At 66.8% G+C, this 23368-nt stretch carries 24 protein-coding genes; 9 read left to right on the forward strand and 15 right to left on the reverse strand.

The window, feature by feature from the left end:
• Positions 1-815 precede the first annotated feature (815 nt).
• Entirely contained in the window at positions 816-1313 is a 498-nt protein-coding gene (locus AB4Y92_RS13395) for an SRPBCC family protein (RefSeq protein WP_441820106.1), read from the forward strand.
• Positions 1313-2176 carry a sterol desaturase family protein gene (locus AB4Y92_RS13400; protein WP_441820107.1) on the forward strand — a complete coding sequence of 288 codons (864 nt, stop codon included), beginning with the start codon at positions 1313-1315 and terminating at the stop codon, positions 2174-2176. Before AB4Y92_RS13395 ends, AB4Y92_RS13400 begins: the two co-directional genes overlap by 1 nt.
• 9 nt (positions 2177-2185) lie before the next feature.
• On the opposite strand, the gene AB4Y92_RS13405 is transcribed toward AB4Y92_RS13400, so the two are convergent.
• The 3 genes from AB4Y92_RS13405 to AB4Y92_RS13415 form a co-directional block, all read right to left on the reverse strand.
• Positions 2186-2653, reverse strand: coding sequence for a hypothetical protein (locus AB4Y92_RS13405; RefSeq protein ID WP_441820108.1), 468 nt, complete (start codon positions 2651-2653; stop codon positions 2186-2188).
• A 156-nt stretch (positions 2654-2809) separates the two neighbouring features.
• A complete protein-coding gene (locus AB4Y92_RS13410; protein ID WP_441820109.1) occupies positions 2810-3427 on the reverse strand; it encodes a glutathione S-transferase family protein in 618 nt (205 codons plus the stop codon).
• A gap of 46 nt (positions 3428-3473) precedes the next feature.
• Positions 3474-4937 (reverse strand): M20/M25/M40 family metallo-hydrolase, encoded by a 1464-nt coding sequence (locus AB4Y92_RS13415; RefSeq protein ID WP_441820254.1) that lies wholly within the window; start codon positions 4935-4937, stop codon positions 3474-3476.
• Positions 4938-5110: 173 nt separating this feature from the next.
• On the opposite strand from AB4Y92_RS13415, the gene AB4Y92_RS13420 reads away from it, so the two are divergent.
• Positions 5111-5587 carry an Lrp/AsnC family transcriptional regulator gene (locus AB4Y92_RS13420; RefSeq protein ID WP_441820110.1) on the forward strand — a complete coding sequence of 159 codons (477 nt, stop codon included), beginning with the start codon at positions 5111-5113 and terminating at the stop codon, positions 5585-5587.
• Positions 5588-5681: 94 nt separating this feature from the next.
• The gene (locus tag AB4Y92_RS13425) at positions 5682-6725 is read left to right on the forward strand and encodes a pyridoxal-phosphate dependent enzyme (protein WP_441820111.1); all 1044 of its coding nucleotides are present in this window, start codon (positions 5682-5684) and stop codon (positions 6723-6725) included.
• 81 nt (positions 6726-6806) lie between these two features.
• Here AB4Y92_RS13425 and AB4Y92_RS13430 read toward each other — a convergent pair whose 3' ends face one another.
• Positions 6807-7700 (reverse strand): LysR substrate-binding domain-containing protein, encoded by an 894-nt coding sequence (locus tag AB4Y92_RS13430; RefSeq protein WP_441820112.1) that lies wholly within the window; start codon positions 7698-7700, stop codon positions 6807-6809.
• Between the two features lie 139 nt (positions 7701-7839).
• Here AB4Y92_RS13430 and AB4Y92_RS13435 point away from each other — a divergent pair, with 139 nt between their 5' ends.
• Complete coding sequence (locus AB4Y92_RS13435) at positions 7840-8544, forward strand: glutathione S-transferase family protein (RefSeq protein WP_441820113.1); 705 nt, start codon at positions 7840-7842, stop codon at positions 8542-8544.
• A gap of 223 nt (positions 8545-8767) precedes the next feature.
• On the opposite strand, the gene AB4Y92_RS13440 is transcribed toward AB4Y92_RS13435, so the two are convergent.
• Positions 8768-9907, reverse strand: a complete 1140-nt coding sequence (locus tag AB4Y92_RS13440; RefSeq protein ID WP_441820114.1) for a fatty acid desaturase family protein — start codon at positions 9905-9907, stop codon at positions 8768-8770.
• 7 nt (positions 9908-9914) lie between these two features.
• Entirely contained in the window at positions 9915-11021 is a 1107-nt protein-coding gene (locus tag AB4Y92_RS13445; protein ID WP_441820115.1) for a ferredoxin reductase, read from the reverse strand.
• Between the two features lie 101 nt (positions 11022-11122).
• Between AB4Y92_RS13445 and fabR the strand changes: the two genes are divergently transcribed.
• Complete coding sequence (gene fabR, locus AB4Y92_RS13450; protein WP_386816087.1) at positions 11123-11800, forward strand: HTH-type transcriptional repressor FabR; 678 nt, start codon at positions 11123-11125, stop codon at positions 11798-11800.
• A 33-nt stretch (positions 11801-11833) separates the two neighbouring features.
• Here the strand turns inward: fabR and AB4Y92_RS13455 are convergent, their stop codons facing one another.
• The 6 genes from AB4Y92_RS13455 to AB4Y92_RS13480 all read right to left on the reverse strand — a co-directional run bounded on the left by AB4Y92_RS13455 (position 11834) and on the right by AB4Y92_RS13480 (position 17779).
• A complete protein-coding gene (locus tag AB4Y92_RS13455) occupies positions 11834-12325 on the reverse strand; it encodes a hypothetical protein (RefSeq protein WP_441820116.1) in 492 nt (163 codons plus the stop codon).
• Positions 12326-12379: 54 nt separating this feature from the next.
• Complete coding sequence (locus AB4Y92_RS13460; RefSeq protein WP_441820117.1) at positions 12380-12883, reverse strand: hypothetical protein; 504 nt, start codon at positions 12881-12883, stop codon at positions 12380-12382.
• A 103-nt stretch (positions 12884-12986) separates the two neighbouring features.
• Entirely contained in the window at positions 12987-13457 is a 471-nt protein-coding gene (locus AB4Y92_RS13465; protein WP_441820118.1) for a hypothetical protein, read from the reverse strand.
• Between the two features lie 114 nt (positions 13458-13571).
• A complete protein-coding gene (locus AB4Y92_RS13470) occupies positions 13572-14414 on the reverse strand; it encodes an ATP-grasp domain-containing protein (protein ID WP_441820119.1) in 843 nt (280 codons plus the stop codon).
• 255 nt (positions 14415-14669) lie between these two features.
• Complete coding sequence (locus AB4Y92_RS13475) at positions 14670-17255, reverse strand: hypothetical protein (protein WP_441820120.1); 2586 nt, start codon at positions 17253-17255, stop codon at positions 14670-14672.
• 155 nt (positions 17256-17410) lie between these two features.
• Positions 17411-17779, reverse strand: coding sequence for a hypothetical protein (locus tag AB4Y92_RS13480; protein ID WP_441820121.1), 369 nt, complete (start codon positions 17777-17779; stop codon positions 17411-17413).
• Between the two features lie 354 nt (positions 17780-18133).
• Here AB4Y92_RS13480 and AB4Y92_RS13485 point away from each other — a divergent pair, with 354 nt between their 5' ends.
• Together AB4Y92_RS13485 and AB4Y92_RS13490 are read left to right on the forward strand one after the other, a co-directional pair.
• On the forward strand, positions 18134-19783 hold the full coding sequence (locus AB4Y92_RS13485; RefSeq protein WP_441820122.1) for an alkaline phosphatase: 1650 nt from the start codon (positions 18134-18136) through the stop codon (positions 19781-19783).
• Positions 19783-20532, forward strand: a complete 750-nt coding sequence (locus AB4Y92_RS13490) for a hypothetical protein (protein ID WP_441820123.1) — start codon at positions 19783-19785, stop codon at positions 20530-20532. The genes AB4Y92_RS13485 and AB4Y92_RS13490 overlap by 1 nt, the downstream gene beginning before the upstream one ends.
• A 56-nt stretch (positions 20533-20588) precedes the next feature.
• On the opposite strand, the gene AB4Y92_RS13495 is transcribed toward AB4Y92_RS13490, so the two are convergent.
• The 3 genes from AB4Y92_RS13495 to AB4Y92_RS13505 all read right to left on the reverse strand — a co-directional run bounded on the left by AB4Y92_RS13495 (position 20589) and on the right by AB4Y92_RS13505 (position 22613).
• Positions 20589-21056: a hypothetical protein gene (locus tag AB4Y92_RS13495; RefSeq protein ID WP_441820124.1), complete on the reverse strand. Its 468-nt coding sequence runs from the start codon at positions 21054-21056 to the stop codon at positions 20589-20591.
• 63 nt (positions 21057-21119) lie between these two features.
• Positions 21120-22394 carry a YcaO-like family protein gene (locus AB4Y92_RS13500; protein WP_441820125.1) on the reverse strand — a complete coding sequence of 425 codons (1275 nt, stop codon included), beginning with the start codon at positions 22392-22394 and terminating at the stop codon, positions 21120-21122.
• Positions 22395-22475: 81 nt separating this feature from the next.
• Positions 22476-22613: a hypothetical protein gene (locus AB4Y92_RS13505; RefSeq protein WP_160309516.1), complete on the reverse strand. Its 138-nt coding sequence runs from the start codon at positions 22611-22613 to the stop codon at positions 22476-22478.
• A gap of 320 nt (positions 22614-22933) precedes the next feature.
• Here AB4Y92_RS13505 and AB4Y92_RS13510 point away from each other — a divergent pair, with 320 nt between their 5' ends.
• On the forward strand, positions 22934-23311 hold the full coding sequence (locus AB4Y92_RS13510) for a VOC family protein (protein ID WP_441820126.1): 378 nt from the start codon (positions 22934-22936) through the stop codon (positions 23309-23311).
• Positions 23312-23368: the final 57 nt, after the last annotated feature.

The following is a 23368-nucleotide window of genomic DNA, read 5'->3' on the forward strand; positions in this document are numbered from 1 at the left end:
CGTGCGCCGGGTCCCACCTTGGGCAGGATGCCCAATGTGGGACCTGCCTGCGCAGGCACCGCACTCGTGGCTTTTGACTCGAAACAGCCCAAAGCGTTTTCTTTGGTTACTTTCTTTGTCGCTTTGGACAAAGAAAGTGACCCGCCGCTCCATGGCGGAAGCGTTTAGCGTTTGATCTTGCTTGAAGCATTTGATCTTGCTTGAAGCATTTGATCTTGCTTGAAGCTTCTGATCTTGCTTGAGGCTTCTAAGAGTCCAACATTTTTTAGCGAAACAACCAGCCCCCCGCATTCCCTCCTACCGTCATTCCCGCGAAGGCGGGAATCCAGCGACTTCAAGCGTTCTCGCACGAAAGGCCCTGGATTCCCGCGTTCGCGGGAATGACGAGCAAAAGAAGCCTCAAGCAACAGCAACAGAAAGAGCAAGAGCGAGATCAAACGCCTAAAGCTTCCGCCATGGAGCGGCGGGTCACTTTCTTTGTCCAAAGCCACAAAGAAAGTAACCAAAGAAAGGGCTTTAGCTGTTTCGAATCAAAAGCCACGAGTGCGGTGCCTGCGCAGGCAGGTCCCACATTGGGCATCCTGCCCAAGGTGGGACCCGGCGCACGTCCATGTGCGCCGCCCTTCGGGTGTCCATCGGTCTCGCGAGTTACAAGCGTCGCCCAGCCAGGAGCAAAGGCAAAGGCAAAGGCACAGGCAGAGGCAGAGGCAGAGGCAGAGGCAAACCAGCTTCGGCTCGTCCGCCGCTAGACCGCTCCTCCGCAAAACATACGCAAGCGTGTGGACAACCCCCTGGGCCGCTCCTAGACTCCGGCCATGCGCCTGTCCCTCACCGCCGAACGCAGCATCGCCGCCGCGCCCGAGGCGGTGTTCGCCCTCGCCCTCGACAGCGAGCGTTTTCCGGCACTGTTCGAAGGCTACGGGCCGATTCCCGGACTCAAGCGCATCACGCCGTTGGCGCCAGCCGCGGTCGGTAGTCTGCGCGCGCTTGAAAATCGCGACGGATCGAAGTTGATGGAGCGCATCACCGCGCTCGATCCGCCGCGCCGGCACGCCTATGTGCTCAGCGGCTTGCGCCCGCCGCTGTCGTGGCTGGCGCGCGAAGGCCACGCCGACTGGCGCTTCGAAGCCGAGCCCGGCGACGGCGGCGAGGCGACGCGGGTGGTGTGGCGCTACGAATTCGAACTCACCAGTCCGCTGGCGTGGCCGCTGGCCGCGCCGCTGCTGCGCGGCTTCATGCGCGCGGCGATGCGGCGCTGCCTGGATCGCATGGCGCAGAGCCTGGAAGGCGCGTGGCGCAAGGAGCGCGGCTGATGCAGGACTGGATTTTGCTGGCGCTGGCGCCGGTGTTCCTGCTGTTGATCGCGCTGGAGGCCTGGTATTGGCGCAAGCGCCGGCCCGATCAGTACAGCCTGCGCGATACCTTGTCGAACGCGGCGCTGGCGTTGATGCACCAGGCCAGCGACGCGGTCGCGTGGCTGATCGTGATCGGCATCTACTACGCCGTGTACGCGCACCGCTTGTTCGAACTGCCGCCAGCCTCGCTGTGGACCATCGCCGCGTTGTTCATCGCGCAGGATTTCTTCTACTACTGGTTCCACCGCGCCAGCCACCGCATCCGCTGGATGTGGGCCTCGCACGTCACCCATCACTCCTCCGAACGCCTGAACCTGTCCACCGCCTTCCGCCAGAGCCTGACTTACCCGATCTCGGGGATGTGGCTGTTCTGGCTGCCGCTGGCCTGGATCGGCTTCGAGCCCAAGCACATCGTCGCGGTGGTGGCGATCAATCTGGCCTTCCAGTTCTTCGTCCACACCCAGGCGGTGGGCAAGCTGGGCTGGCTGGAGAAAATCTTCAACACGCCCTCACACCATCGCGTGCATCACGCCCGCAATGCGCAGTACATCGACCGCAACTACGCCGGCGTGCTGATCGTCTGGGACAAGTGGTTCGGCACCTATGTGGAAGAAGACGAACAGGTGCCGTGCGAGTACGGCATCGTCGGACAAGTGCGCGGACATAATCCGATCCGGCTGACCTTCCACGAATGGATCGCGATGTTCCGCGATGCCTGGCGCGCGCGCGGACTGCGCGGCGTGTTCGGGCAGTTGTTCGGGCCGCCGGAACGCTCGCTGTCGCATCTGGACGCGGCCGCCGGAAACGAAGCCGGCCGCTAGGATCGCCCGCTATTTACCGCCGCCGTTGGCGGATGGGCTCAGACCGAAATAGGCATAGGCCGCCGACACCGCCAGCCCCAGCCAGGCCTGTCCGTGCGTGGTCAGCACCGGCAGCGCGGTGGGGTGATACAGCCCGACCAGGAACGCGGTGAGTCCGGCGCCGATCCACACCAGCACGAACAGCACCGACACCACCGCCACCGTGCGCACCGCGCCGGTGGAGGCGCCGCTGTCCAGCACGCGCGTACCCGGCGCGTCGCCGGGCTTGGCCAGGGCCAGTTCGGCGATGACCAGCGCCGAGATCAGGCCGCCGATCACCGACAGCGCCTGCGACATGCCGTCGTTGAAATAGGCCGCTACATACGCCTTGCAGCCGGCGGTGCCGACACAGTTGGCGACGTCCACCGCCACGTAGATCAGATGCACGTAGATGCCCAGCAGGATTACCGAAATCAATCCTCCGAAAATCTTATTCATCTCGCCCTCTGCCTTGGCCCGGTTCGCGGATCGTACGCAGGAACGGATACAACCGCGATCGTTCGCGGACGCTCATCCGTGACTGTCGCCTGATTCAACGCGGCGCGGGCGGCCGGCAGGACAACCGCGGCTCGCCGCGATGGGCGCGGGCCCGGCTCAGTCCTGGGTTTCGCCCGACAGCGGCGTCGCCCGCATCGATTCGCGGCGCTCGAACGCATCCAGCCATGCGCTCAGCCGCGGCCGGCCGTCGCGGAAATCGGGCAGCTCGCGAAACTCCAGCCAGCTCAGCGCCGTCGCCACCGCGATATGGCCCACGTGCACGGCCGTGTCGGTATCGAGTTCGCGTTCCAGCCAGTCGTAGCTTTCGATCAGCTTTTGCGTATAGCCCGCGCGCAGCGCCTCATAGCGCAGCGCTTCGGGCCGGCGCACGGTTTCCCAGCGCACCTTGATGCCGAAGTCGGCCAGCCCCTGCGCCAGCGCCTGCAGTTGCAACGCGTGCCAACGCGCTTCGCCGTCGAGTGGAATCAGCGGCGCGCCGTCGTGCAGCGTGTCCAGATAGGCGCAGATGATGTCCGAATCGAAAATCGGCGTTTGCCCGGGGCGGATCAGCACCGGCACCTTGCCGAGCGGGTTCTGCGCGTAGACCGTTTCGTTGCGCAGGGTCGGGCTGGTCTCGTGGTGCACGACCTCGATGCGATCGGCCAGGCCGGCCTCGTGCGCGAACACCAGCGCCTTGCGCGCATACGGCGAGTGGGTTTGATAGAGCAGTTGCATGGCGGGCCTTATGAGTGTGCGAAAGCTGAAAAAGGGGCGCGAGGCGCTACGCGACGGCGCTCAGGCTATCGCCTCGCGCCGTGTCGTGGGCGATGCGCGCGGCATCGTGCAGCACCTGCGCCAAGGCCGCGGTAAGCCGGCGCGCGGTGGGCAGGTGCAGGAATTCGTTCGGCCCGTGGGCGTTGGATTGCGGACCCAGCACGCCGGTGACCAGGAACTGCGCGCGCGGATAGCGCTCGCCGAGCATGGCCAGGAACGGGATGCCACCGCCTCCGCCGATCAGGGCGCTGGCGCGGCCGAAGGCGCGTTGCGAGGCGCGTTCCAGACTCTCGGCCAGCCATGGCGCCGCCGCCGGCGCATGCCAGCCGCGGCTGGCGAAATCCAGTTCGAAGCGCACTTCGCTGCGATACGGCGGGTCGAATTCGAGCAAGGCCTGCAAGCGTTTCGCCGCCACGTCCGGGTCCAGGGTCGGCGGCAGGCGCAGGCCCAGCTTGAGCGCGGTAAAGGGCTGCATCACCGCGGCCGCGTCGGCCACGCGCGGGGCGCCGTCGATACCAGTGATCGCCAGCTGCGGCCGCCAAGAACGATTGAGCGCGAGTTCGCACAGATCGTCCTGCACCGGCTGTGTCTGCGCATGGAACGGAAAACTTTCGAGCAGCCCCTGCCCCAATGCGGCCGCCGCCACCGCGGCCTGTTCGCGGCGGTGGCGCGGAATCTCGGCGTGGAAGTCGGCGACGATCTCGCCGGTCGCGGGATCTTCCAGCCGCGACAACAACTGCCGGACGATGCGGAAACTCGACGGCACGATCCCGGACGCGTCGCCGGAATGCACACCTTCATCCAGCACCCGCACCGTCAAGGTGCCGGCCACCTGCCCGCGCAGCGAGGTCGTGGTCCACAGCTGCTCATAGTTGCCGCAGCCGGCATCGAGCGCGACGATCAGCGCAGGCTCGCCCAGGCGCGGCGCGAGTTGTTCGATGTAGGCCGGCAGATCGACGCTGCTGGATTCTTCGCTGGCCTCGATCAGGATCTGGCAGCGCGGATGCGCGACAGACTGTTCGCGCAAGGCCAGCAGCGCCGCGATCGCGGCGAAGATCGCATAGCCGTCGTCGGCGCCGCCGCGGCCGTACAGGCGATCGCCTTCGAACACCGGCGTCCATGCATCGCGTCCCGGCGCCCAGCCCGGCATCGGCGGCTGTTTGTCCAGGTGGCCGTAGATCAGCACCGGCGCATCGCTCGCGGCGCAGCCATGCGCCGGAATATCGATGAAGATCAGCGGCGTGCGCCCGGGCAGCTGCAGCGCTTCGATGATGGCGCCGGGCACCGCGGCCAGATGCTCGCGCGCCCAGGCAGTCATCAGGTCGACCGCCCGCTGCATATGGCCGTGCGCGGCCCAGTCGGGATCGAAGGCCGGCGACTGGCAGGGAATGGCGATGTAGTCGCACAGCGCCGGCAGGATCCGCGCCTGCCAGACGCCATCGACATGGCCTTGCAGCGCGGCGAAATCCAACGCGGCGGAATCCAGCTTGGGAGCATCCATGACGGCACCTCGGGGGGAGGCGGAAAGGCTAACGGCGCCGGCGCGCGTTTGCGCCGCATAGCGACGGCGCCGGACGCGGTTTTTCCGCGCCTGCCGCCATTGCCAGGTGATTTTTCGCCGACGCCTGGATTTAAGATGCGCGCATGAAACTCGACCGCTTCGATCGCCAACTGCTCAATCTGGTGCAGGAAGACGCCGGCCAGACCGCCGAGCGCCTGGCCGAACAGGTCGCGCTGTCGCCCTCGGCGATCCAGCGCCGCCTGCGGCGCATGCGCGAGGACGGGGTGATCGTGCGCCAGGCGGCGCTGCTCGACCCCAAGCAGGTCGGCAAGCCGACCTTCTTCATCGTCTCGCTGCAGGTCGAGCGCGAGCGCCCGGAACTGCTGGCGCAACTGCGCCGCTGGCTGTCCGCGCAGGATCAGGTGCAGCAAGTGTTCTACGTCACCGGCGAGGCCGACTTCGTCCTGGTGATGACCGCGCCGGATACGGAGAACTTCGACGCTTTGATGATCCGCATGGTCGAAGACAACCCCAACATCAAGCGCTTCACCACCAATGTCGCGCTCAGCCTGGTCAAACGCGGGCTGACCATTCCGGTGTCGCTGGACGAAGACGACTGAGCCGCGCGCGCGGCGGCACGATCGCGCGGTTTTTCCGCATCGCGCGGCCCCGGGATGCGGCGCAAGCGCGCGGCGGCGCCGCCACACTGGCGGCATGAACGACTCTTGGCTCACCGACCCGGCGCAACTGTGGCCGGATTACCGCCCCACCGGGCTGCTCGATCTGCCCTTACTGGCGCGACGCTGCGGCGTGCGGCGCGTGCTGGCCAAGGCCGAGAACGAACGGCCGCTGGGCAATTTCAAAGTCCTCGGCGGCATGGTCGCCGGCCTGCGCGCGTTGAGCCGGCTGACCGGCGCGGGTTCGCTGGAGCAGTTGCGCCAGGTCTGCGGCGACCTCGCGGCAAAACCGCGATTGATCTGTGCCAGCGACGGCAATCACGGCCTGTCGGTGAGCGCGGCGGCGCAGCGCGCAGGCGCGGCGGCACGCGTCTACTTGCCCGCGGCGGTGTCGCCGGCGCGCGCCGCGCGCATCCGCGCGCTCGGCGGCGAGGTGGTGCGCGTGGACGGCAGTTACGACGACGCAGTGCTGGCCGCGCAGGTCGCGGCGACGCGCGGCGACGGCGTGCTGATCGCCGATACCAGCGCCGACCCGACCGATCCGGTGGTCGCCGATGTCATGGCCGGTTACGGCCTGATCGCGCGCGAGCTGCATGCGCAGTTGCGCGAGCGCGCGCACGAACAACCCAGCCACGTTTTCGTGCAGGCCGGCGTCGGCGGACTCGCCGCGGCGATGGCCGAAGGCTTGCACGCGCAGTTGCGCCTGCCCGCGCGCATCGTCGCGGTCGAACCGCGATCGGCCGCCTGCGTCGCTCGCGCTCTGGCGCTCGCGGCGCCAGTGCGGATCGACGGCGACCTGGACACCTGCGCGGAGATGCTTTCGTGCGGTCTGGCCTCGGCCTCGGCGCTGGCCGTGCTGCAGCGGCACCGGGTGAGCGCGTTGAGCGTCGATGAAGCGCAGTTGTCGGCCGCGCCCGCGCTGCTGCGCGCCGGCGGCGGGCCCGACAGCAGCGCGTCCGGCGCCGCCGGATGGGCAGGGCTGCTGCATGCGGCCGCCGATCCCGCTCTGCGCGATGCGCACGGCCTGGACGCGGACAGCAGCGTGCTGCTGCTGATCACCGAAGGCGCGGTGCGCGAGTAGAACGGCGCGCGCGGCGCGCATCCGTTCGCAAGTAACGCCCTAACCGGCGACGACGCGGCCGCGAACGGCCGCGCCTCGGCATCACCGCCGCGACAGGCAATCGAGCAGAAATTCCACGGTCGCGCGCACACCGGGCAACTGGCCGCGGCGATGCGGCATCACCAGCGTCGTCGTCACCTGTCCCGCGCTCCACTGCGGCAGCACCCGGCGCAGGCGGCCGTCTGCTAATTCATCGCGGCACATGCCCTGCGGCAGCACGGTCACGCCGAGTCCAGCGACCGCGGCGGCGCGCAGCACGCGGCCTTCGTTGGCGGTCATGCGCGCGATCGGTTCGACCTCGATGCGCGCGCCGGCCGCGTCTTCGAGCGTCCACGTCGTGCGCCCGGACAGACCGGTCAGCAGCGCGTCGTACCCGGCCAGATCCTGCGGCCGCTGCGGTTCGCCGCGCTGCGCCAGATACGCCGGCGCAGCGACCACGATGATGGTCTCGACCAGCGCCTGACGCTGGATCAAACCCGAATCGGGCAAGGGCGCGAAATGGCTGCGCACGCCGATGTCGTAGCCCTCCTGGACCAGATCGACCCAGCGATCGCTGACGTCGAGCTGCACATGCAGGCGCGGATACGCCCGCGCCAGCGCCGGCAGATGTTCGGCCAGATAGTCCTGCGCGGTCGGCACGCCGCAGGTGATGCGGACCTTGCCGCTGGGTTCGGCGACGCGGCGGCGCACGATGTTCTCCGCCGCCTCGGTTTCGATCAGCGCCGCGCGCGCGTGCTCGTGGAAGTCGCGGCCAGTGTCGGTGAGGGTGAAGCTGCGCGAGGTGCGGTGGATCAGGCGCACGCCGAGTTCCTCCTCCAGCGCCGCCACCCGCTTGCTGACCGTGGACTTGGGCACGCCGAGCCGGCGCGAGGCCGCGGCGAAGCCGCCGTGCTCGACGGCGGCGGCGAACAGGACCAGATCGTTGAGATTGAGCATGCGCGCAAAGTACACACAGGTGGACTTTGAGTCCACTTCTGCCCGACTACACAGCCAAAGTCCACGAACCTACAGTGACTCCACCGCCGCGACACGCACACCGCCTGTGTCCCGGCCCACTCACTGAGAAGGAAACCCCATGTCCCCGATCCTTTACTACGGCGTCCCCTCCGGCTGCTCGTTCGGCTCCATCGTCGCGCTGGAATGGTCCGGCCTGCCCTACCGGCTGGCGCGGGTGGAGATGCCCGAGATGATCCACACCGACGCCTACCGCGCCATCAACCCGGTCGGCGAGACCCCGGCGCTGCTGACCGAGTCGGGCGACGCCCTGGTCGAAAGCATGGCCATCCTCAACCACATCGGCGCCAACGCCGTCGCCAGCGGCATCGCCTACCGGCAGGGCACGCGCGAGTTCGACGAGCTCAACCGCATGCTCGCTTTCCTCAACACCACCTTCTTCAGCTCCTTCGCATCGCTGTGGCATGTGCTGGAGCACGAAGTGGACGAGGCGACCAAGGCCGCGCTGACCGAGTACGGCCGCGGCCGCGTGGTGCGGGCGCATGAGGAATTGGAGCGCATGCTCGGCGACAGACCCTGGCTGCTGGGCGAACATCGCACCTTGGCCGATGCGTATTTCGTCGGCATCGCCCGCTGGACCAAGTATCACAAGGTCGTCGATCGTCGCGACTATCCGAACTTGCAGCGCCTGTACGACAAGCTGCAGGCCGATCCGGCGGTGGTTTTCGCGCATGCGATCGAACAGCAGCAGCCGGCTCGCAGCAGCGGCGGGTTTGTGGGTGAGGTCGCTTTGGATGAGGCTGTGCGGTACAAGCGGGCGGCTTGATCGGCGCTTGTAGTAAGAGCAAATCCCCCCTGCCCCCCTTTTTTAAAGGGGGGAACGGCAAAAGCGGGGGTGCGCGATCGTGGCGATCGTCGTCGCAGCCGCAGCCGCGGTTATCACCGCAGTTGTTGCGGCCGTTGCCCTTGCCGTTGCCCCCTTTAGAAAAGGGGGCGAGCATCCGCGAAGCGGATGCGGGGGATTTGAGCTGTTGCTGTTGCTGTCGCCCTCAAGCCTCAGCAACAGCCTCAGCCCGCACCAGCGGCCGCCGCTTACCCGGCCGGCTAGGCCACGCATGCCGCAAGATCCGCCAAGTCACCTGCGCGAACTGCTTAGGCAGCGAGCCGGTATCGTAATGCTGGCCATAACGCTCGCAGATCTCCCGAACCTCCACCGCCAGCGTCGCATAGCGCCGCGCCGGGATGTCCGGATAGAAATGATGCTCGATCTGATGACTCAAATTGCCCGTCATCAGATCCATCCACTTGCCGCCGGTAAGATTCGCCGACCCGCGCAACTGACGCAGATACCAATGCCCGCGCGACTCGTTGCGCACCGACTCCTTCGGAAACACTTCCACATCCGCGGTGAAGTGGCCGCAGAAGATCACCGTGTAAGTCCAGATGTTGCGCATCACGTTGGCGATCAGATTGCCGATCAGCACCGGCAGGAAAAACGGCCCGGCCAGCGCCGGAAACAGCACGTAGTCCTTCAACAACTGCTTGCCCATCTTGCGCCCGACCGGCGCGAACTTGCGCCACATCGCCCGATGCGTGGTCTTGCCGGCCAGCCAGCGGCCCACGCGCAGTTCCTGAATCGCCACGCCCCACTCGAACAAAACCGCGAACATCACCGCGATGAACGGCTGCAGCAGATAGAACGCGCGCCAGCGCTGCTCGGGGAACACACGCAGCAGGCCGTAGCCGATGTCGTCGTCCATGCCGCGCACGTTGGTCCAGGTGTGGTGCATGTAGTTGTGGGTTTTGCGCCAGTTGTCGCCGGTGGCGACGATGTCCCACTCGTAGGTCTTGCCGTCCAGGTGCGGATCGCGCATCCAGTCGTACTGGCCGTGCATGACGTTGTGGCCGACTTCCATGTTCTCCAGGATCTTCGCCAGCCCCAGCAGCACCGTGCCGGCGATGCAGGCCGGCCAGAACAGCCACGACACGAACGCGCCGCCGATCGCGCCGACGAACAGCAGCAGGCGGCCGAACAGGCTGATGTAGCGCACGGCCGCGACCACGCGGCGGATGTAGTCGGCATCGACCCGGCCCAGTTGGGCGACGGTGCGCGCGCGCAGCGCGTCGAGTTCTTCGCCGAAGCGGTCGAGTTCGGTCGGGGTCAGCGGACGATTGCGGGCAGTGGTCATGAGCGGATCACAGATCGAGGACGAGGTGGCTGGTCGCGCTGTTCACGCACAGACGCAGCGAAGACACCGGTTCGGCCTGGACATCGCCGGTGTGCAGATGACGGGTGGTGCCGGAGGTTTTGCCGCACGAGCAGGTGTTGCACAGGCCCATGCGGCAACCCGAGGGCAGCTTCAGGCCTTGCGATTCCAGCGCGGTCAGCAGCGACTCGCCGCGCGGCAGCTCGACGGTGCGGCCGCTGCGCGCGAGCAGGACTTCGACCGTGCCGGTCTCTTCCAGCGTGCGCGGCGGCGGGGTGAAAGCTTCCGCGGCGAAAGCGCGCGCCTGCGCGGCGCCGGACTGCCGCGCCTGCACGACGAAACCGCCCGGGCCGCAGGCATAGACCTGACGCGCGGACAGATCGCCGACATGCTTGGCCAACAGCGCCGGATCGATGCGGCCGGCGTCTTCGTCGTCGTCGCGCGGTTCCTGCCGGGTCAACAGAAAGCGCACGCGGAAATTCGGATGCCGGGCCGCGATCTCGCGCAGCTCATCGACGAAACACAATTCTTCGCGGCGACGCGCCCAATACAACACGGTCAGCGGCGCCGGCATGCCTTGCGCGGCCAGTTCGCGCGTCATCGCCATCAACGGCGTGATGCCGCTGCCGGCGGCGAGAAACAGCCACGCGCCATCGACGCGTTCGGGCAGCACCATGTCGCCGAAAGCGGCGCCGAGTTCCAGCACGTCGCCGACCTTGGCCTCGCCGTGCAGATGGCGGCTGAGCTTGCCGCCCTCGATCGCCTTGATCGTGATGGCGATGCGGCCGTCGCCGCGCGGCGCGTCCGACAGGCTGTAGCTGCGCTGCACCAGGACCCCGTCGATGCGCGCGCCGACCATCAGATGCTGGCCCGCGCGGGCGCCGCGCCAGTGCCGGTTCGGCGCCAACAGCAGGGTCACCGCGTCAGCCGAGGCCTCGCTGCGGCCGACGATGCGCGCCAGCGAGCGCTCCCAGGACCAGGTCGGATGGAGCCTGGAGGCCCAGAAATCAAAGACTTGCGGAACCACCAGGGGCGCGATGAGCCGTCGCAGACGGCTGTGGGGGCGGCGGGTGGAGGGGCGGATGGCAGCGTTCATGGCCGGAACTATACACATATCCGCACAGATGTGTGCACAACCGTATATTAATTCCGTAACAGAGGTATCATGTGCGCTGCCCGTCTTCGCGCCAGCCATCCGTGAGCCAACGCCTCCATACCGATATCGACGCCGATACGCACCCGGGCCGCAAGGCGACGATCTCCCGTGAGGACCTGATCGCCGCCGCGCTGAAACTGATCGGACCGCATCGCAGCGTGTCCAGCCTGAGCCTGCGCGAGGTCGCGCGCGAAGCGGGCATCGCCCCGAACAGTTTTTATCGCCAGTTCCGCGACACCGACGAACTGGCGGTGGCGTTGATCGATCTGGCCGGCCAGTCGCTGCGCCAGATCGTCGGCGAAGCGCGCCAGCGCGTGGCCGCGCGCCGCAGCATCGTGCGCAGCTCGATCGAAGCGTTCATGGACCAACTGCGCGCCGACGACAAACTGCTGCACGTGCTGCTGCGCGAAGGCACGGTCGGCTCGGACGCGTTCAAGCGCGCGGTCGATCGCGAGCTGTCGTTCTTCGAAGAGGAATTGCGGGTCGATCTGATCCGCCTGGCGGCGATCGACAAGGTCACCCTGTACGAACCGGCCCTGGTCGCGCGGTCGATCACCCGTCTGGTGTTCGCCATGGGCGCCACCGCCATGGACATGCCGCGCGAGAAAGACCCCGAGCTGATCGAGCAGATGAGTGTGATGGTGCGGATGATCCTGGCCGGCTCGCGGGCGATGTCGATGGCGGCGAAGAACGCGGCCAGAAGCGCGGCCAATCGCTGAGCGCGTTGCGGCGCCGGCGCCGCCGCGCGCGGATCAGCGCAGCGGCAATTCGAAGAACGACATCGGCTGCGCATCGGGCGTGGCCAGCAGGCTGGCCAACAACGCGGCGAACTGCCTGGGATCGGGTTCGCAGCCCGGGCCCCAGTTGTAACGGCCGCGCGCGTCGCGCTCGGCGATCATCGTCAGTTCCCTGCCGTCGGGCAGTATGGATTTTTCCAGATAAAACACTCGCACCGGCTGCGGGCGCACGATCGCGGCGAGGAAATACACTTCATTGCGCTGCTGCGGCGTGGGCAGGCTCAACATCAGCATGCTCGGCCCGTCTTCGCCGACGCGCAGGCGATCGATCGCGATGCCGTCCTCGCTGACGCGGTCGTCCTCGGGCAGATCCTCGCCGACCTGCGCCCAGAACTTGCGCAGGGCCTCTACGCCGCCTTCGCCGCCGAACGCGTTGACGAAAGCCACCGGTTCGCCGACTGCGAAATCGGCCAGCAGGTATTTCATTCGCAGATGATGGGCGCGCATGGGCGGACTCGATCGATATCGCGGGAAAGAAGTCTTGGACGGCTTATCGGCGAATCAGCGCGCGGGCCAGATCCGGTCGACCAGATCGCCGACTTCCACCGGTTTGCCGACGCTCTGCGCGGCCTGATCCCACTGCGGCGGCAAGGGCTTGTCCTGCGCCGGCGCGCCGCCCCACAGCGAGGTGTTCATCGCGAACACCACTACCCCGCCCTTGGGTTCGAACGGGCGCACCGCTTCCAGCGCGGCGCGGAAACGTTCCTGGGTCGGCGCCGGCAGAGCGGGCTTGAAGTCGAACCACACCTTCGATTTGCCGCCGGGGCGTACCGCGACCACGAAGTAACCGCTCGACGGCGCGCCGCTGTTTTCCTGCGCCGACACCGCGCCGGCCGCGGCCTGCAGGGACTTGATGTAGGCCGCCATGACTTCGACGCTGCCGATGCGCTCGCGCAGCACCTGTTCGGGCTGCAACAGGGTCAGCGAATTGGTCTTGTAGGCCGGCGCCGCCGCCGTTACCGCGCCGCCGATCAGCAGCGCCGCGAGCATGATCCATCCGCGCATTCCGGCACCCCCTGTCCTGTCCCCGATGGCGGCTACTTTGAGCCTCGCGGCGGTGCGCGCGCAAGCAGCGGCTCCGAGCCCCGTCGCAGACCCGCCAACGCGACTAGCGCAGATCCTTGACCACGATACCGCGCTTGCGCAGACGTTCGACGATCTCCCAACCGTGGTACTTCCACAGATCGCCGGCCACCACCGCCTCGGTGCTGCCGTCGTCGTAGGTTGCCGTCCACACTTCCTCGCTCACCCGCCGGCCGCGCCGCGCCGTGCGTTCGCGCACGCTGATCGCGATCTCGCGCACCCGCGCCAGATCGAAACCTTTCGGCCCGTAGTCGGGCATGAACCAGATCCCGTGCGGCTGCTCCAGGCGTCGCTCATCCAGCGTCACCCGATCGAAAAACATCCCCGGCGCCATCACCCCGCCGACCAGCGCCGCCATCAGGAAACATACGAAGGCGAAACGCAGCGACAGCTTTTGCTTATGGCGCCGCTTGATGAAGAACACGCCCAGGGCGGCCAGCGCCAGGGCGACCGCTGTTACTGCCAGCGGGATGTAGAGCGCGAGCTTGTAGGTCATTGCAGGGCGTTCCTGAGCAAGGCGGGCGGTGATCCGGCGCGGATGTTCGCATGCGTGCTTACGCGGCGCCGCTAGGGAAAACCCCACGCGACAGGCGTCTGCCAAGCATCACGTTCAGACCGCGCCCCGCCCCGGCTGCGCCAGTTCGATCCGTTCGAGTATCGCGCTCCAGATCGCCCGGGGCGGCGCCGCGGCGTAGCCCGATTCCTGTGCGTCATTGCATTCAATGACGATCCAGCGACCGTCCGCGGCCCTGGCGATATCGACCACAAGGAACGGCACTTGCAGGCGCCGCGCCGCTTCTTGCGCCAGCGCGAGTCCGACGTCGATATCGTCGCAGGCATAGTCGGCCGCCTGATACCAATAGCGCCCCCACCCAACGCAATGCCCGTGCCACCAGAAACTGCGGAACTCCATCGACGCCGGCACCTTCCCGGCGATACCGCCGGCCACCGGCTGCAGCGGCACGAACTCGCGCACGACCGGCCGCTGCCAATGCAGCACCGGATCGCGGCGATATTGCTCGGCCGCCCATACGTATTGGTCGCGATCGCGAATGATCGACAATTTCAGATTGTGCTTGTTGGTCTGACGCGAGCCCTTGAGGAAGATCGGCCAGGAAAACTCGCGCTCTATCTCCGCCGCGTCCGGCAATTGTTCGAAAATCCGCGTGCGAGGCGTCATGTCGGCCAGTAGCGGATACCACGCCGCCAACTCGCTGGCCCGCTCGTGTTGCTCGGGCGTATTGACCGGACGCAAGCCCCAATCGAGCTTCTCCTGGTACTGCGCGGCATAGTCCTCGACCGCGCCGATGCGCAGGACACAAGGTTCGTCGCCTTCGAAAAATGCCGGATGACTACAGCGGAAATACAGTTCGAAATCGAAGTCGTAAGCCGCGACGCCGACCGGCGCGCTGACGACCGTCAACTTGTCTTCCAATAATGCGATCCGCAGCATGGTCGTGTCCCTACGATGGCCGCGGACGCTATCTCGCGTCGCGTGCTCTGGTGGGGACGATAACGTCTGGCCTGGAAAAAGCCACTGCGGCCGTGGTTGATCCGGTTTGTGGCATCGTTATGCGTGCGGTTGAAGAGCAAATCCCCCGCGCGTTCGGGTACCAATAGACTTCGCATTCGCGCAGCGCGCAGCCCCCTTTTTCAAAGGGGGCGAATTTACGCGCTTGTTTGTGGCTCGAGTCTGCCGACCCGGCCGTCAGGGCAAGTACTTCAACGCATTATCCGCATCGGACTGCGACAGCCGTCCGGCCTTCACCGCATCGCCGATCGCGGCGCGGGCGGCGCCGCTCCACAGATCGCCGTAGCCGGAAATGAACTGGGTGAAGCGTTCCAGGCGGCCGTCCTGCTGCAGCCGGCCGATCATCTCGGCGCGGTAGGCCGGGTCGCTGTGATTCTTGAGGTCGTTGCCCAGGCTCATTTCCCAGGTCGTGCTGAAGCCGTCGCGCTGGTAATCGCGCACCGCCGCGTCGCGCTGTTCGGCCGCCTTGCCGAACAACTCCGGCGATTGCTGCTTGGCATACGTCCCGGCCGTCGGATAGACGTTCTCGACGAAGCCGCGCAGTTGCTGCGCATACTGCTCCGGCGAGGGATTGGCGTTGCTGCGCTGGTTGAACAGGTCCCAGGCGAATTCGGAATTGTCCTGCGCGAGTTTCTCCGCGAAGGGCTGCACTTCCGCGCCGGTCAGGCCGCAGGCCTTGGCCGCATCGACGAAGGCCTGCGCGTGTCCGGGCGAGAACGCGATGCCCGGCTGCGACTTGATCAACGACTGCACCTGCTCGGGCGTCATGTTCAAGTCCTTGGTCATCTCGTACAGCTTGGAACCGCTGGCGACCATGTTGTCGATGATCGCAGGATCCACGCCGGCCTCCTTCAACAAGCCACGGATCTCGTCGCGGCGTTCGCCGCCGTTGATCATCTCGCCGATGAAGCCGCCGACGCCGGAGACGATGCCGCCGATGCCGGCCACGATCGCGCCGGGAATCGCGGTGGGCGGGAAGCACTCAAGCGCGCTGCCGAGCACGCCGATGGTGTCGCCGAACAAGGCGATGGCGTAACCGACGTTGCCGTCCTTCGCCTCGCCGAAGCTGTGCACGAACGAGGCGGTGTTGGCGATCAGGCCCAGCCCGGGCGCCAGCTTGGCGGCGAAACCGGCCGCGCCGGTGAAGGTGCCGGCGTACTGCGCCAGACGCCCGCTCTCGGCCAGGCCGTTGAGCGCGCCGGAAATCAGGCGCGCGCCGTTTTCGCCGGCCTGGGCATAGCCCTTGACCGCGTTGACGTAGTCGCCTTCCTTGCCCGCGGCCGTCGCCGACACCGCGCCGAGCACGACGCCCGCGCCGGCGAACGCGCGCATGGTCGGCGAGGCATCGTTGTAGAGCTTGGAGTAATAGTCGATCGCCTTGAAATCGCCCTTGGCGAAGGCGTCGAGGACTTTCTGTCCCTCGCTGAAATCCTTGTAGCCGCCCCACGCCGGCACGCCCTTGCCGATGGCGTCCATCAAGGTGGTGAACTGCGCCTGCGCGGCGCTGACGCTGCCGTCGTTCTTGGCCAGCAGTTCGGCCATCGCCGAGGACGACGCGTTGGTCAGCACCTCGCCGTTGAGATCGGTGAACTTCGCGAACGCCGCGCCCAGGGCCGAATCGGGAACGCGCTGCACATCGGCCAGATATTGCAGGGCGGTGATGCCGTGGCCGCTTTCGGCCAAGGCGATGACCGAGTCGTGGACCTGCTGCGCGACTTCGGGATCGCGCACCGAGGCGTCGAGCACGGCGTCGCGATTGCTCGCCAGATAATCGTTGAGCGCCTGCGAGGTCTGGATCGCCTTGTCGTAGGTCGGCTTGTGATCGGGGTCGTTGCGATACGCCTCGATGAACTTCGCCTGCTGCTGCGGCGTCAGCGGGCCGGCTTCGGCCAACAGTCCGCCGAGTTCCTTGTCGAGCTTTGCCGCATCGTCCTTCGCGCTCTTCTGCGCGCCGCTCAGATCATCGACCTTGCCCGCGACCGCGCGCGAGGCATCGGTCGGCCCGACCTGCGGCAGGCCGATGCGCTGCGCCACATCGGTCCAGACCGGATTGGTCGCTGCATCGCTGCGGATGTCGCTTTCCTTCAGCGTGCCGCGCTGCAAACCGGCATCGACCAGATTGGCGAACGCATCGCGACGTGCGTCGCCCTGCGCGTCGGCGCCCCAGCTGTATTTGCCTGAGGCGTCTTTCTGGAACAGGCTGCCCGGCATGGTGCTGGCACCGGCCTGCAGTTCGCCGCCGTCCCTCGACAGCCGCGCCAGTTCGCCCAGATAGGCCTGATCGTTGGGATGCGCCTTGGCCAGTTCGGTCAGCTGATAGGTCGAGGTGATGCCGGTGCCTTGCACCTGATCCTTGTAATCCTGCTGCGCCTGACTGACCTGCTGATCGACCGGCACGCTCGACACCGGCGCCGAACCGTCGGCGGGCTTGCCGGCGGACAAGTTGGCGTATTCCTCGCGCACCGTCGCCGGGCTGCGCGTTTCCACCGCATCGTTGACCGTGTCCTTGCCGAACACCGATTCGACTTTCACCAGTTGCGGCGCGTCGAGCTTGGTCGCCAGATCGTTGACGAAATCGGTGCGGTCGCTGACCGACATCGCCTCGACGTCGGTCTTCAGCTGCGCCTGTTGCTCCGGCGTCATCTGCTTGATCGCGGCGTTGGCCTGCGCCGGATCGGCCTTCTTCAACTCCGGCGGCGTCGGCGGCGGGGGCGGAGGCGGCGGCGGGATGTAGGGAGTGCGGTCGTCGATCATCATGACCATGGCGCGGGCCTTATGCGGTGTGACGGACCGCATCAGCGTATGGCGTCGCCCGGCCCACTGATACTGGGGGCACCCCTAGTCCGTCGCTGTTTTTCCTGTTCAGCTTCTGCCCGTGCCCTGTCGGATGGCGGCCTATCGCTGCAGCGCATTCGGCCTCAGTCCAGGTCCACAGCTTCCGGCATCCGGTGATGCACGCAGCCCACCAAGCCGCCATCGCCTTTTTCCCACGCCTCGAAACGATGGCGCACGCCGGCGGCCGTCAACGCCGCCGACACCAAACCGGCATGGGTCAAGAGGCGCTGCAGATCATGATCGTCCGCATCGAGTTCCGGATCGTCGATGTCGCCGCCGTAGAGCTGAAAACGAAAACGCCGGCCGTCGATCCATGCCTGCACCGCGTAGGGGCGCTCCTCTACTTCCAGACCGTCCGCCTGCAAGATCCGCAGCATGTCCTGCTTGCTCGGCCACGGATCGCAGTAGGCATAAAGGTAATAGTTGGGGAACGGCTCGCGCGGCTCTGGCACGGACGATTCGGCCGACGGCAGCCTCCGGCCTGACCTCGCCGTTATCCAAGCCTTGAATCGGGTCAGCAAGGTGGGCGCGGACAGAACGGCGGGGCCTGGACGAAACGATACTCAGCACTATGCCTCAGTACGGCCGGGCCCGGGATGTTGCGCCGCGCGACGTACTGCGAGCCCACGCTAGACAGGCGCATGCGGGTATACGAGGACGATTCGCGGAACAAACCAAGCCGCACGCGATGGGCATCGCGCTCGTTCATACAGCGTCGCTCGACGCCGTGATCCCAGGCGGTCATGCGACTGAAACGCGGGTCCCGCAAAGTGTGGCTCCCTCGATCCCCCGATCCCGAGCCCTCCATGCGCCAGACTCCGAATTCCGTCACCGCCACCGTTCTCGGCGGCGCCATCTTCACCGCCCTCATCGCCCTGCCCGTGCTGGCCGCGCCCAAGCAGGCCGCGCCCAAGGCGCCGGCCCGCCAGGAAAGCGCGCAGCGCTGGTTCGAGGAAGGCGCGCAGACCGCGCGCGACGGCGCCAACCTGCGCCCGAGCCCGTTCAAGGCCAAGAACGTCATCCTGTTCGTCGGCGACGGCATGGGCATTTCCACCATCGCCGCCGCGCGCATCCGCGAAGGCCAGCTCAAGGGTGGCAGCGGCGAAGAGAATTCGCTGTCGTTCGAACGCCTGCCGTATGTGAGCCTGTCCAAGACCTACTCGGTCGATGGCCAGACGCCGGACTCGGCGCCGACCATGACCGCGATGATGACCGGCATCAAGACCAACCAGGGCGTGCTCAGCGTCACGCAGAAAGCCAAGTACAGCGACTGCGCCTCCGCGCGCGGCCAGGGCGTGGTCACCATGCTGGAGCTGTCCGAGGCCCTGGGCCTGGCGACCGGCATCGTCAGCACCGCTCGCATCACCCACGCCACTCCGGGCGCGACCTACGCGCATACGCCCAACCGCGATTGGGAAAGCGACGCCGAGCTGTCCGCCGAAGCCAAGGCCAACGGCTGCAAGGACATCGCCCGCCAGCTGGTCGAATTCCCCTACGGCGACGGCCTGGAAGTCGCGCTCGGCGGCGGCCGCAGCTATTTCCTGCCCAACACCGTGAGCGATCCGGAAGACGCCGGCGCCGCCGGCCGCCGCAAGGACGGCCGCAATCTGCCGCAGGAATGGGCTGCGCGCTCGGCTTCGCCTTACGTGTGGAACAAGGCCCAGTTCGACGCCGTCGATCCGCGCCACACCCGCCACCTGCTGGGTCTGTTCGAACGCTCGCACATGGAATACGAACAGGACCGCCCGAACGACAGCGGCAAGGAACCGAGCCTGGCCGACATGACCTCGAAGGCCATCGACGTGCTGGAAGCCAACAGCCGCAAGGGCTACTTCCTGATGGTCGAAGGCGGCCGCGTCGATCACGCGCACCATGCCGGCAACGCCAGCCGCGCGCTCACCGACGCCATCGCCCTGTCGGACGCGGTGCGCAAGGCGCTGCAGAAAACCTCCGAGCGCGACACCCTGATCATCGTCACCGCCGACCACAGCCACACCTTCACCGTCGCCGGCTATCCCGATCGCGGCAACGACATCCTCGGCAAGGTCGTCACCAACGGCCAGTTGGCGCTGGACAAGAACGGCAAGCCCTACACCACGCTGGGCTACGTCAACGGCCCCGGCTACCGCGGCCCGAACGCGCGTCCGGACCTGACCGCGATCGACACCACGCATCAGGATTACCTGCAGGAAGCGACCGTGCCGCTGGGCGATGAAACCCACGCCGCGGAAGACGTCGCCATCTACGCCCGCGGCCCCGGCGCGCATTCGTTCCAGGGCGTGGTCGAGCAGAACACGATCTTCCACGTGATGGCGCAGTCGCAGCGCAACACCAGCATCTTCCTGTGCACCCTGCTGGGCCAGTGCGGCAACGGCCGCGGCCGTTCGGTGATCACCGCGCCGCTGATGGAAGAAGACCTGCGCACGGGCATGGCGCGTCAGTCGGCCAAGCTCTGATGCGCAGCCGATTCACTCCGCTGACGGCGGCGCTGTCGCTGTCCATCGCGGTGTCCTTCGCGTTCGCCGGCCCCTCGCGGGCCGGCGGAGCGACGCAAAGCGGCGACGATACGAAGTACGCCGCGGCGGCCGTCGTGCCGGCGCCGGCGTCCGCTTCGCAGGCGCTGGTAGCGCAGTACCAGGTCCGCGACGCCAAGGGCGAGCGGACCCTGGTACTGGTGCGCTCGGCCGACCGTATCGAATACCGCATGCAGGGCGAGCCGGTGGAGCTGTGGCGCAAGACGCCCGACGGCATCGCGCGGCTGGAACTGTTCGCCAAGGAACAGCGCAGCGTTTCGTGGTCACCCGGCGATCTGCGCACCATCGGGCAGATGCCGCAGTGGCCGCAACTGGCCAGCCTGATCAACCCTGAGCTGCGCACGGTGCTCAAGCGCGACGGCCAGACCAAGGCCCTCGGCATCACCGCCGCGCGTTACAACGGCGAAAGCGCCGAAGGCCAGCCGATCGCGCTGGAATGGATCGAAGCCGACGCCCTGCCCGCGTACTACCGCACCGGCAAGCGCAAGGCCAAGACCGGCGAACCCGGTCTCTACGAACTGCGTCTGCGCAAGCTGGACCGGGTGAGCGCGGATACGGCGTTCACCGCGACCATCGACTACCGCGAGACCGATTACGCGGATCTGGGCGATATGGAACTCGATCCGTTCGCGGCGAATTACGTGAAGCAGCACAGCGGCCATACGCACTGAAACAACCGGCCTGTCGGCGGCATCGAACCGCCGCAGGCCGATGCCGCCGCAGCCGATCAATTCGCGGCAACATCCGCCAGCGACCACTTGAGCACGACGAAGCCGGAGGAATCGCCGGGCACGTGCCTGCGCTCGCTGTCGCCGATGACCACAGCCTCCAGCCTCCACGGCGAACGCGGATAGCGGAACAGCGCCAGATGGCTGCCGTTTTCGTCGAACGCGCCCAACTCCGGCATATCGGCGCAATACGGATTCGACGGCGACTTGTTTTCGCCGGGCTGTTTTTCTCCGGCCTGGAAGTCCCCGTGCAGGCAGCGGCTGCTCTTGCTAGGCACCCAACCCATCGCCAGCGCCGCCTTGCGGAAATCGGCGTAGCCGGCCCCGGCGGCGAGGTTCTTTTTCGACCTCTCGATGAAGCCTTCGATCGTTTCGGCGCGGGGTCGGCCCGGCTTCTTGTCGGTCGCGGGCTCGCAGGCAGTCAGCGCCAGGCAGATCAGCGCCAGCGTCGGCAGACGAAAATTCATCGGGAACTCTCCATGTATCTTTAGCCGAGCCGATGCCCGGACATCGCACCAGCGGGTTCGCGATTATCCCGCCGATGCCTCGACGGACGCATCGCCCATTGCGCGCACAGGCAACCCGCCCGTGAGCAACGCCATGCCGCGCCGCCCCGGCGCCATCACCATGCCGGTGGTGACCAGCAGGAAGCGCTCAAGCTCCAGCGACACGCAACTGACCACGCAGAACGCATCGCCCTCGCGGTGATGGACCAAGTGATGCACGTCGATGCCGCGCGCGGCCAAGGTGGCGATCAGTTCGCGCAGCAACGCCGACGGCGGCTGTCGTTCGCGTTGCGGGTACGACCAGTCCGCCTGTCGCATGCGCTGCCGATCCACCTGGAAATAAGCGCAGGCGCGCAGCTTCGGGTACTCACTCAACGCCTGCAGCACCTGCCGGCTGTACTCGCCCACGGTGGCCAGACGCTGCCCGACCAGCACCGTCTGCACCAGTTCGGTCAGCGCGCGGATCGCCGCATGGCCGGCGTACAAGGACGCACCGTAACCGCTCGGGAATACCGTTTCGCCGTCGAGGATTCGATCGGTGGTGGCGATGAACGCCGGCACGCCGAGATCGCTGGTCGCATCGATCAACAACACTTCGCGGCCCAGTTGTTCGCTGGCGGCGGCGTGCACCGCCGCGACCGATTCGGGCAGCGAGCCCGGATCGACCCAGGCGCCGAAACTCGAAGCGTCGCCCAGATAATGCGCGAGCAAGAACAACGACCACGAATCGCGTTCGACCAGCTCGCCGATCGCATGCACCACCGCTTCTTCCAGGCTGGCGCCGATTGCGGTGCCGCTGTTGGAGCCATAGCGGATCACGCTGGCGTAGTCGAAATCGTCGCCCGGCAACAAATCGGCCAGCGCATTGGGCCGGCACAGGAATGCCGGCACAGCGAGCGCATCGTTATCGCTTTCATCGAAAAACCGGCGATAGCGCAGACAACTCAGTTGCCGTGTGCCCTGCCGGCCGAACTCGGCAACGAACGGCAACGCGGCATAACGCGGGTCGGCGAACAGTTGCGCGGCGGCGCGCAGTTCCGCGCGCTCTTGCGGCGCGCAGCTGTTCGCGTAGATATGCTCCACCGCTTCGTACAGCGCGCCGACCCGCGCCGCCTCGGGCTCGCCCTTGCCGAAGCCGCTGCCGATGGCCTCGCCGTCGGCGTCGTGCACCATGCACAGCGCGCCTTGCAGCCCCGAATCGGTACTGTCGATGCGCGCGCTCCAGCCTTGTTGGGCGACAAAGGCCCTCATTACTCGCTCGGCCTGGGCCAGCGACCGCTCGCGTTCCAACGGAATCATGCCCGCGCTCCTTGCGCCATGGGTTCGCAAAAACGAAGCGGCCCGGCCTGAGCCGCGCCGCTTCGCTCACACGCTCGCCGTTTACTTGGCGAGCAGATCCAGGATCGCCTTCTCTTCCGGCGTCGGCGCCGGCGCCTGGTTCTGACTGACCTGCTGCTGCGCAGCGATGGCCAGGGTGACAGGCGTCTTGACGATGGTCGTTCCGATCAATTTCTTCATACAGTCCCTCGTAGGTGTTGGTGCAAGCGACAAATCCCCGCAGCGCCGGGCCATGGCGCCGGTGTGAACCGCGCGCCTGCGGCGGCCTGCCAGTCAGCAATACGCCGGCCGTGACCGGGGCGTCAATCACAACCAGACCGCAGGCTGTGCGGTTGTGCGACTGCAGCCACAGATTCGCGGCTTTTCGCCGGGGCCGGCGGGTTCACCTGCGGCGTCCTTGCCCGCGGCCGATGCCTGGGGCCGATGCAGCTGGGAACCGCATTCGCAGCGGTCCGGCATCGTCTACGATCAACAGAACACCCTCAGCCGATCGTCCGCCCATGACCGCGCTCAACCTGCGAACCGTCGAAGCCAAAGCCTTCGTGCCCGCCCGCGATTTCGAGTTATCGAAGCGCTTCTACACCGCGATCGGTTTCTCCATCCCCTGGTCGTCGGACGATCTGGCCTACGTCCATCACGGCAACTGCAGCTTCTTGCTGCAGCAGTTCTACCTTGCCCAGCACGCGCAGAACTTCCAGATGCATCTGCTGGTGGAAAACGCCGACGACTGGTGGCGGCATCTGGCCGAGCAGAACATCGCGCAGACCTTCGGTGTGGACATCGGCGCGCTCGAGGATCGGCCGTGGATGATTCGCGATTTCACCCTGGTCGATCCGACGGGGGTGTTGTGGCGGATTGGGCATAACTTGCCGGTGTGATGGCCAGGCGATTGCGCGAGGGCTTGCAAGCTGGCGTTGGAACTTAAGTTGCAGCTA

It is taken from the genome of Lysobacter sp. TAB13 (assembly GCF_052113885.1).
In the GTDB taxonomy this organism is placed as follows: Bacteria; Pseudomonadota; Gammaproteobacteria; order Xanthomonadales; family Xanthomonadaceae; genus Lysobacter; species Lysobacter gummosus.

Bases quoted from the DNA above. Each gene is read 5' to 3' on its own strand.
- AB4Y92_RS13425 (WP_441820111.1), top strand. From the start codon at position 5,682: ATGAACGACTCTTGGCTCACCGACCCGGCGCAACTGTGGCCGGATTAC.
- AB4Y92_RS13465 (WP_441820118.1), bottom strand. From the start codon at position 13,457: ATGACCTACAAGCTCGCGCTCTACATCCCGCTGGCAGTAACAGCGGTC.
- AB4Y92_RS13420 (WP_441820110.1), top strand. From the start codon at position 5,111: ATGAAACTCGACCGCTTCGATCGCCAACTGCTCAATCTGGTGCAGGAA.
- AB4Y92_RS13490 (WP_441820123.1), top strand. From the start codon at position 19,783: ATGCGCAGCCGATTCACTCCGCTGACGGCGGCGCTGTCGCTGTCCATC.
- AB4Y92_RS13430 (WP_441820112.1), bottom strand. From the start codon at position 7,700: ATGCTCAATCTCAACGATCTGGTCCTGTTCGCCGCCGCCGTCGAGCAC.
- AB4Y92_RS13460 (WP_441820117.1), bottom strand. From the start codon at position 12,883: ATGCGCGGATGGATCATGCTCGCGGCGCTGCTGATCGGCGGCGCGGTA.
- AB4Y92_RS13395 (WP_441820106.1), top strand. From the start codon at position 816: ATGCGCCTGTCCCTCACCGCCGAACGCAGCATCGCCGCCGCGCCCGAG.
- AB4Y92_RS13500 (WP_441820125.1), bottom strand. From the start codon at position 22,394: ATGATTCCGTTGGAACGCGAGCGGTCGCTGGCCCAGGCCGAGCGAGTA.
- AB4Y92_RS13510 (WP_441820126.1), top strand. From the start codon at position 22,934: ATGACCGCGCTCAACCTGCGAACCGTCGAAGCCAAAGCCTTCGTGCCC.
- AB4Y92_RS13410 (WP_441820109.1), bottom strand. From the start codon at position 3,427: ATGCAACTGCTCTATCAAACCCACTCGCCGTATGCGCGCAAGGCGCTG.
- AB4Y92_RS13470 (WP_441820119.1), bottom strand. From the start codon at position 14,414: ATGCTGCGGATCGCATTATTGGAAGACAAGTTGACGGTCGTCAGCGCG.
- AB4Y92_RS13485 (WP_441820122.1), top strand. From the start codon at position 18,134: ATGCGCCAGACTCCGAATTCCGTCACCGCCACCGTTCTCGGCGGCGCC.
- AB4Y92_RS13495 (WP_441820124.1), bottom strand. From the start codon at position 21,056: ATGAATTTTCGTCTGCCGACGCTGGCGCTGATCTGCCTGGCGCTGACT.
- AB4Y92_RS13475 (WP_441820120.1), bottom strand. From the start codon at position 17,255: ATGGTCATGATGATCGACGACCGCACTCCCTACATCCCGCCGCCGCCT.
- AB4Y92_RS13445 (WP_441820115.1), bottom strand. From the start codon at position 11,021: ATGAACGCTGCCATCCGCCCCTCCACCCGCCGCCCCCACAGCCGTCTG.
- AB4Y92_RS13435 (WP_441820113.1), top strand. From the start codon at position 7,840: ATGTCCCCGATCCTTTACTACGGCGTCCCCTCCGGCTGCTCGTTCGGC.
- AB4Y92_RS13455 (WP_441820116.1), bottom strand. From the start codon at position 12,325: ATGCGCGCCCATCATCTGCGAATGAAATACCTGCTGGCCGATTTCGCA.
- AB4Y92_RS13505 (WP_160309516.1), bottom strand. From the start codon at position 22,613: ATGAAGAAATTGATCGGAACGACCATCGTCAAGACGCCTGTCACCCTG.
- AB4Y92_RS13400 (WP_441820107.1), top strand. From the start codon at position 1,313: ATGCAGGACTGGATTTTGCTGGCGCTGGCGCCGGTGTTCCTGCTGTTG.
- AB4Y92_RS13440 (WP_441820114.1), bottom strand. From the start codon at position 9,907: ATGACCACTGCCCGCAATCGTCCGCTGACCCCGACCGAACTCGACCGC.
- AB4Y92_RS13405 (WP_441820108.1), bottom strand. From the start codon at position 2,653: ATGAATAAGATTTTCGGAGGATTGATTTCGGTAATCCTGCTGGGCATC.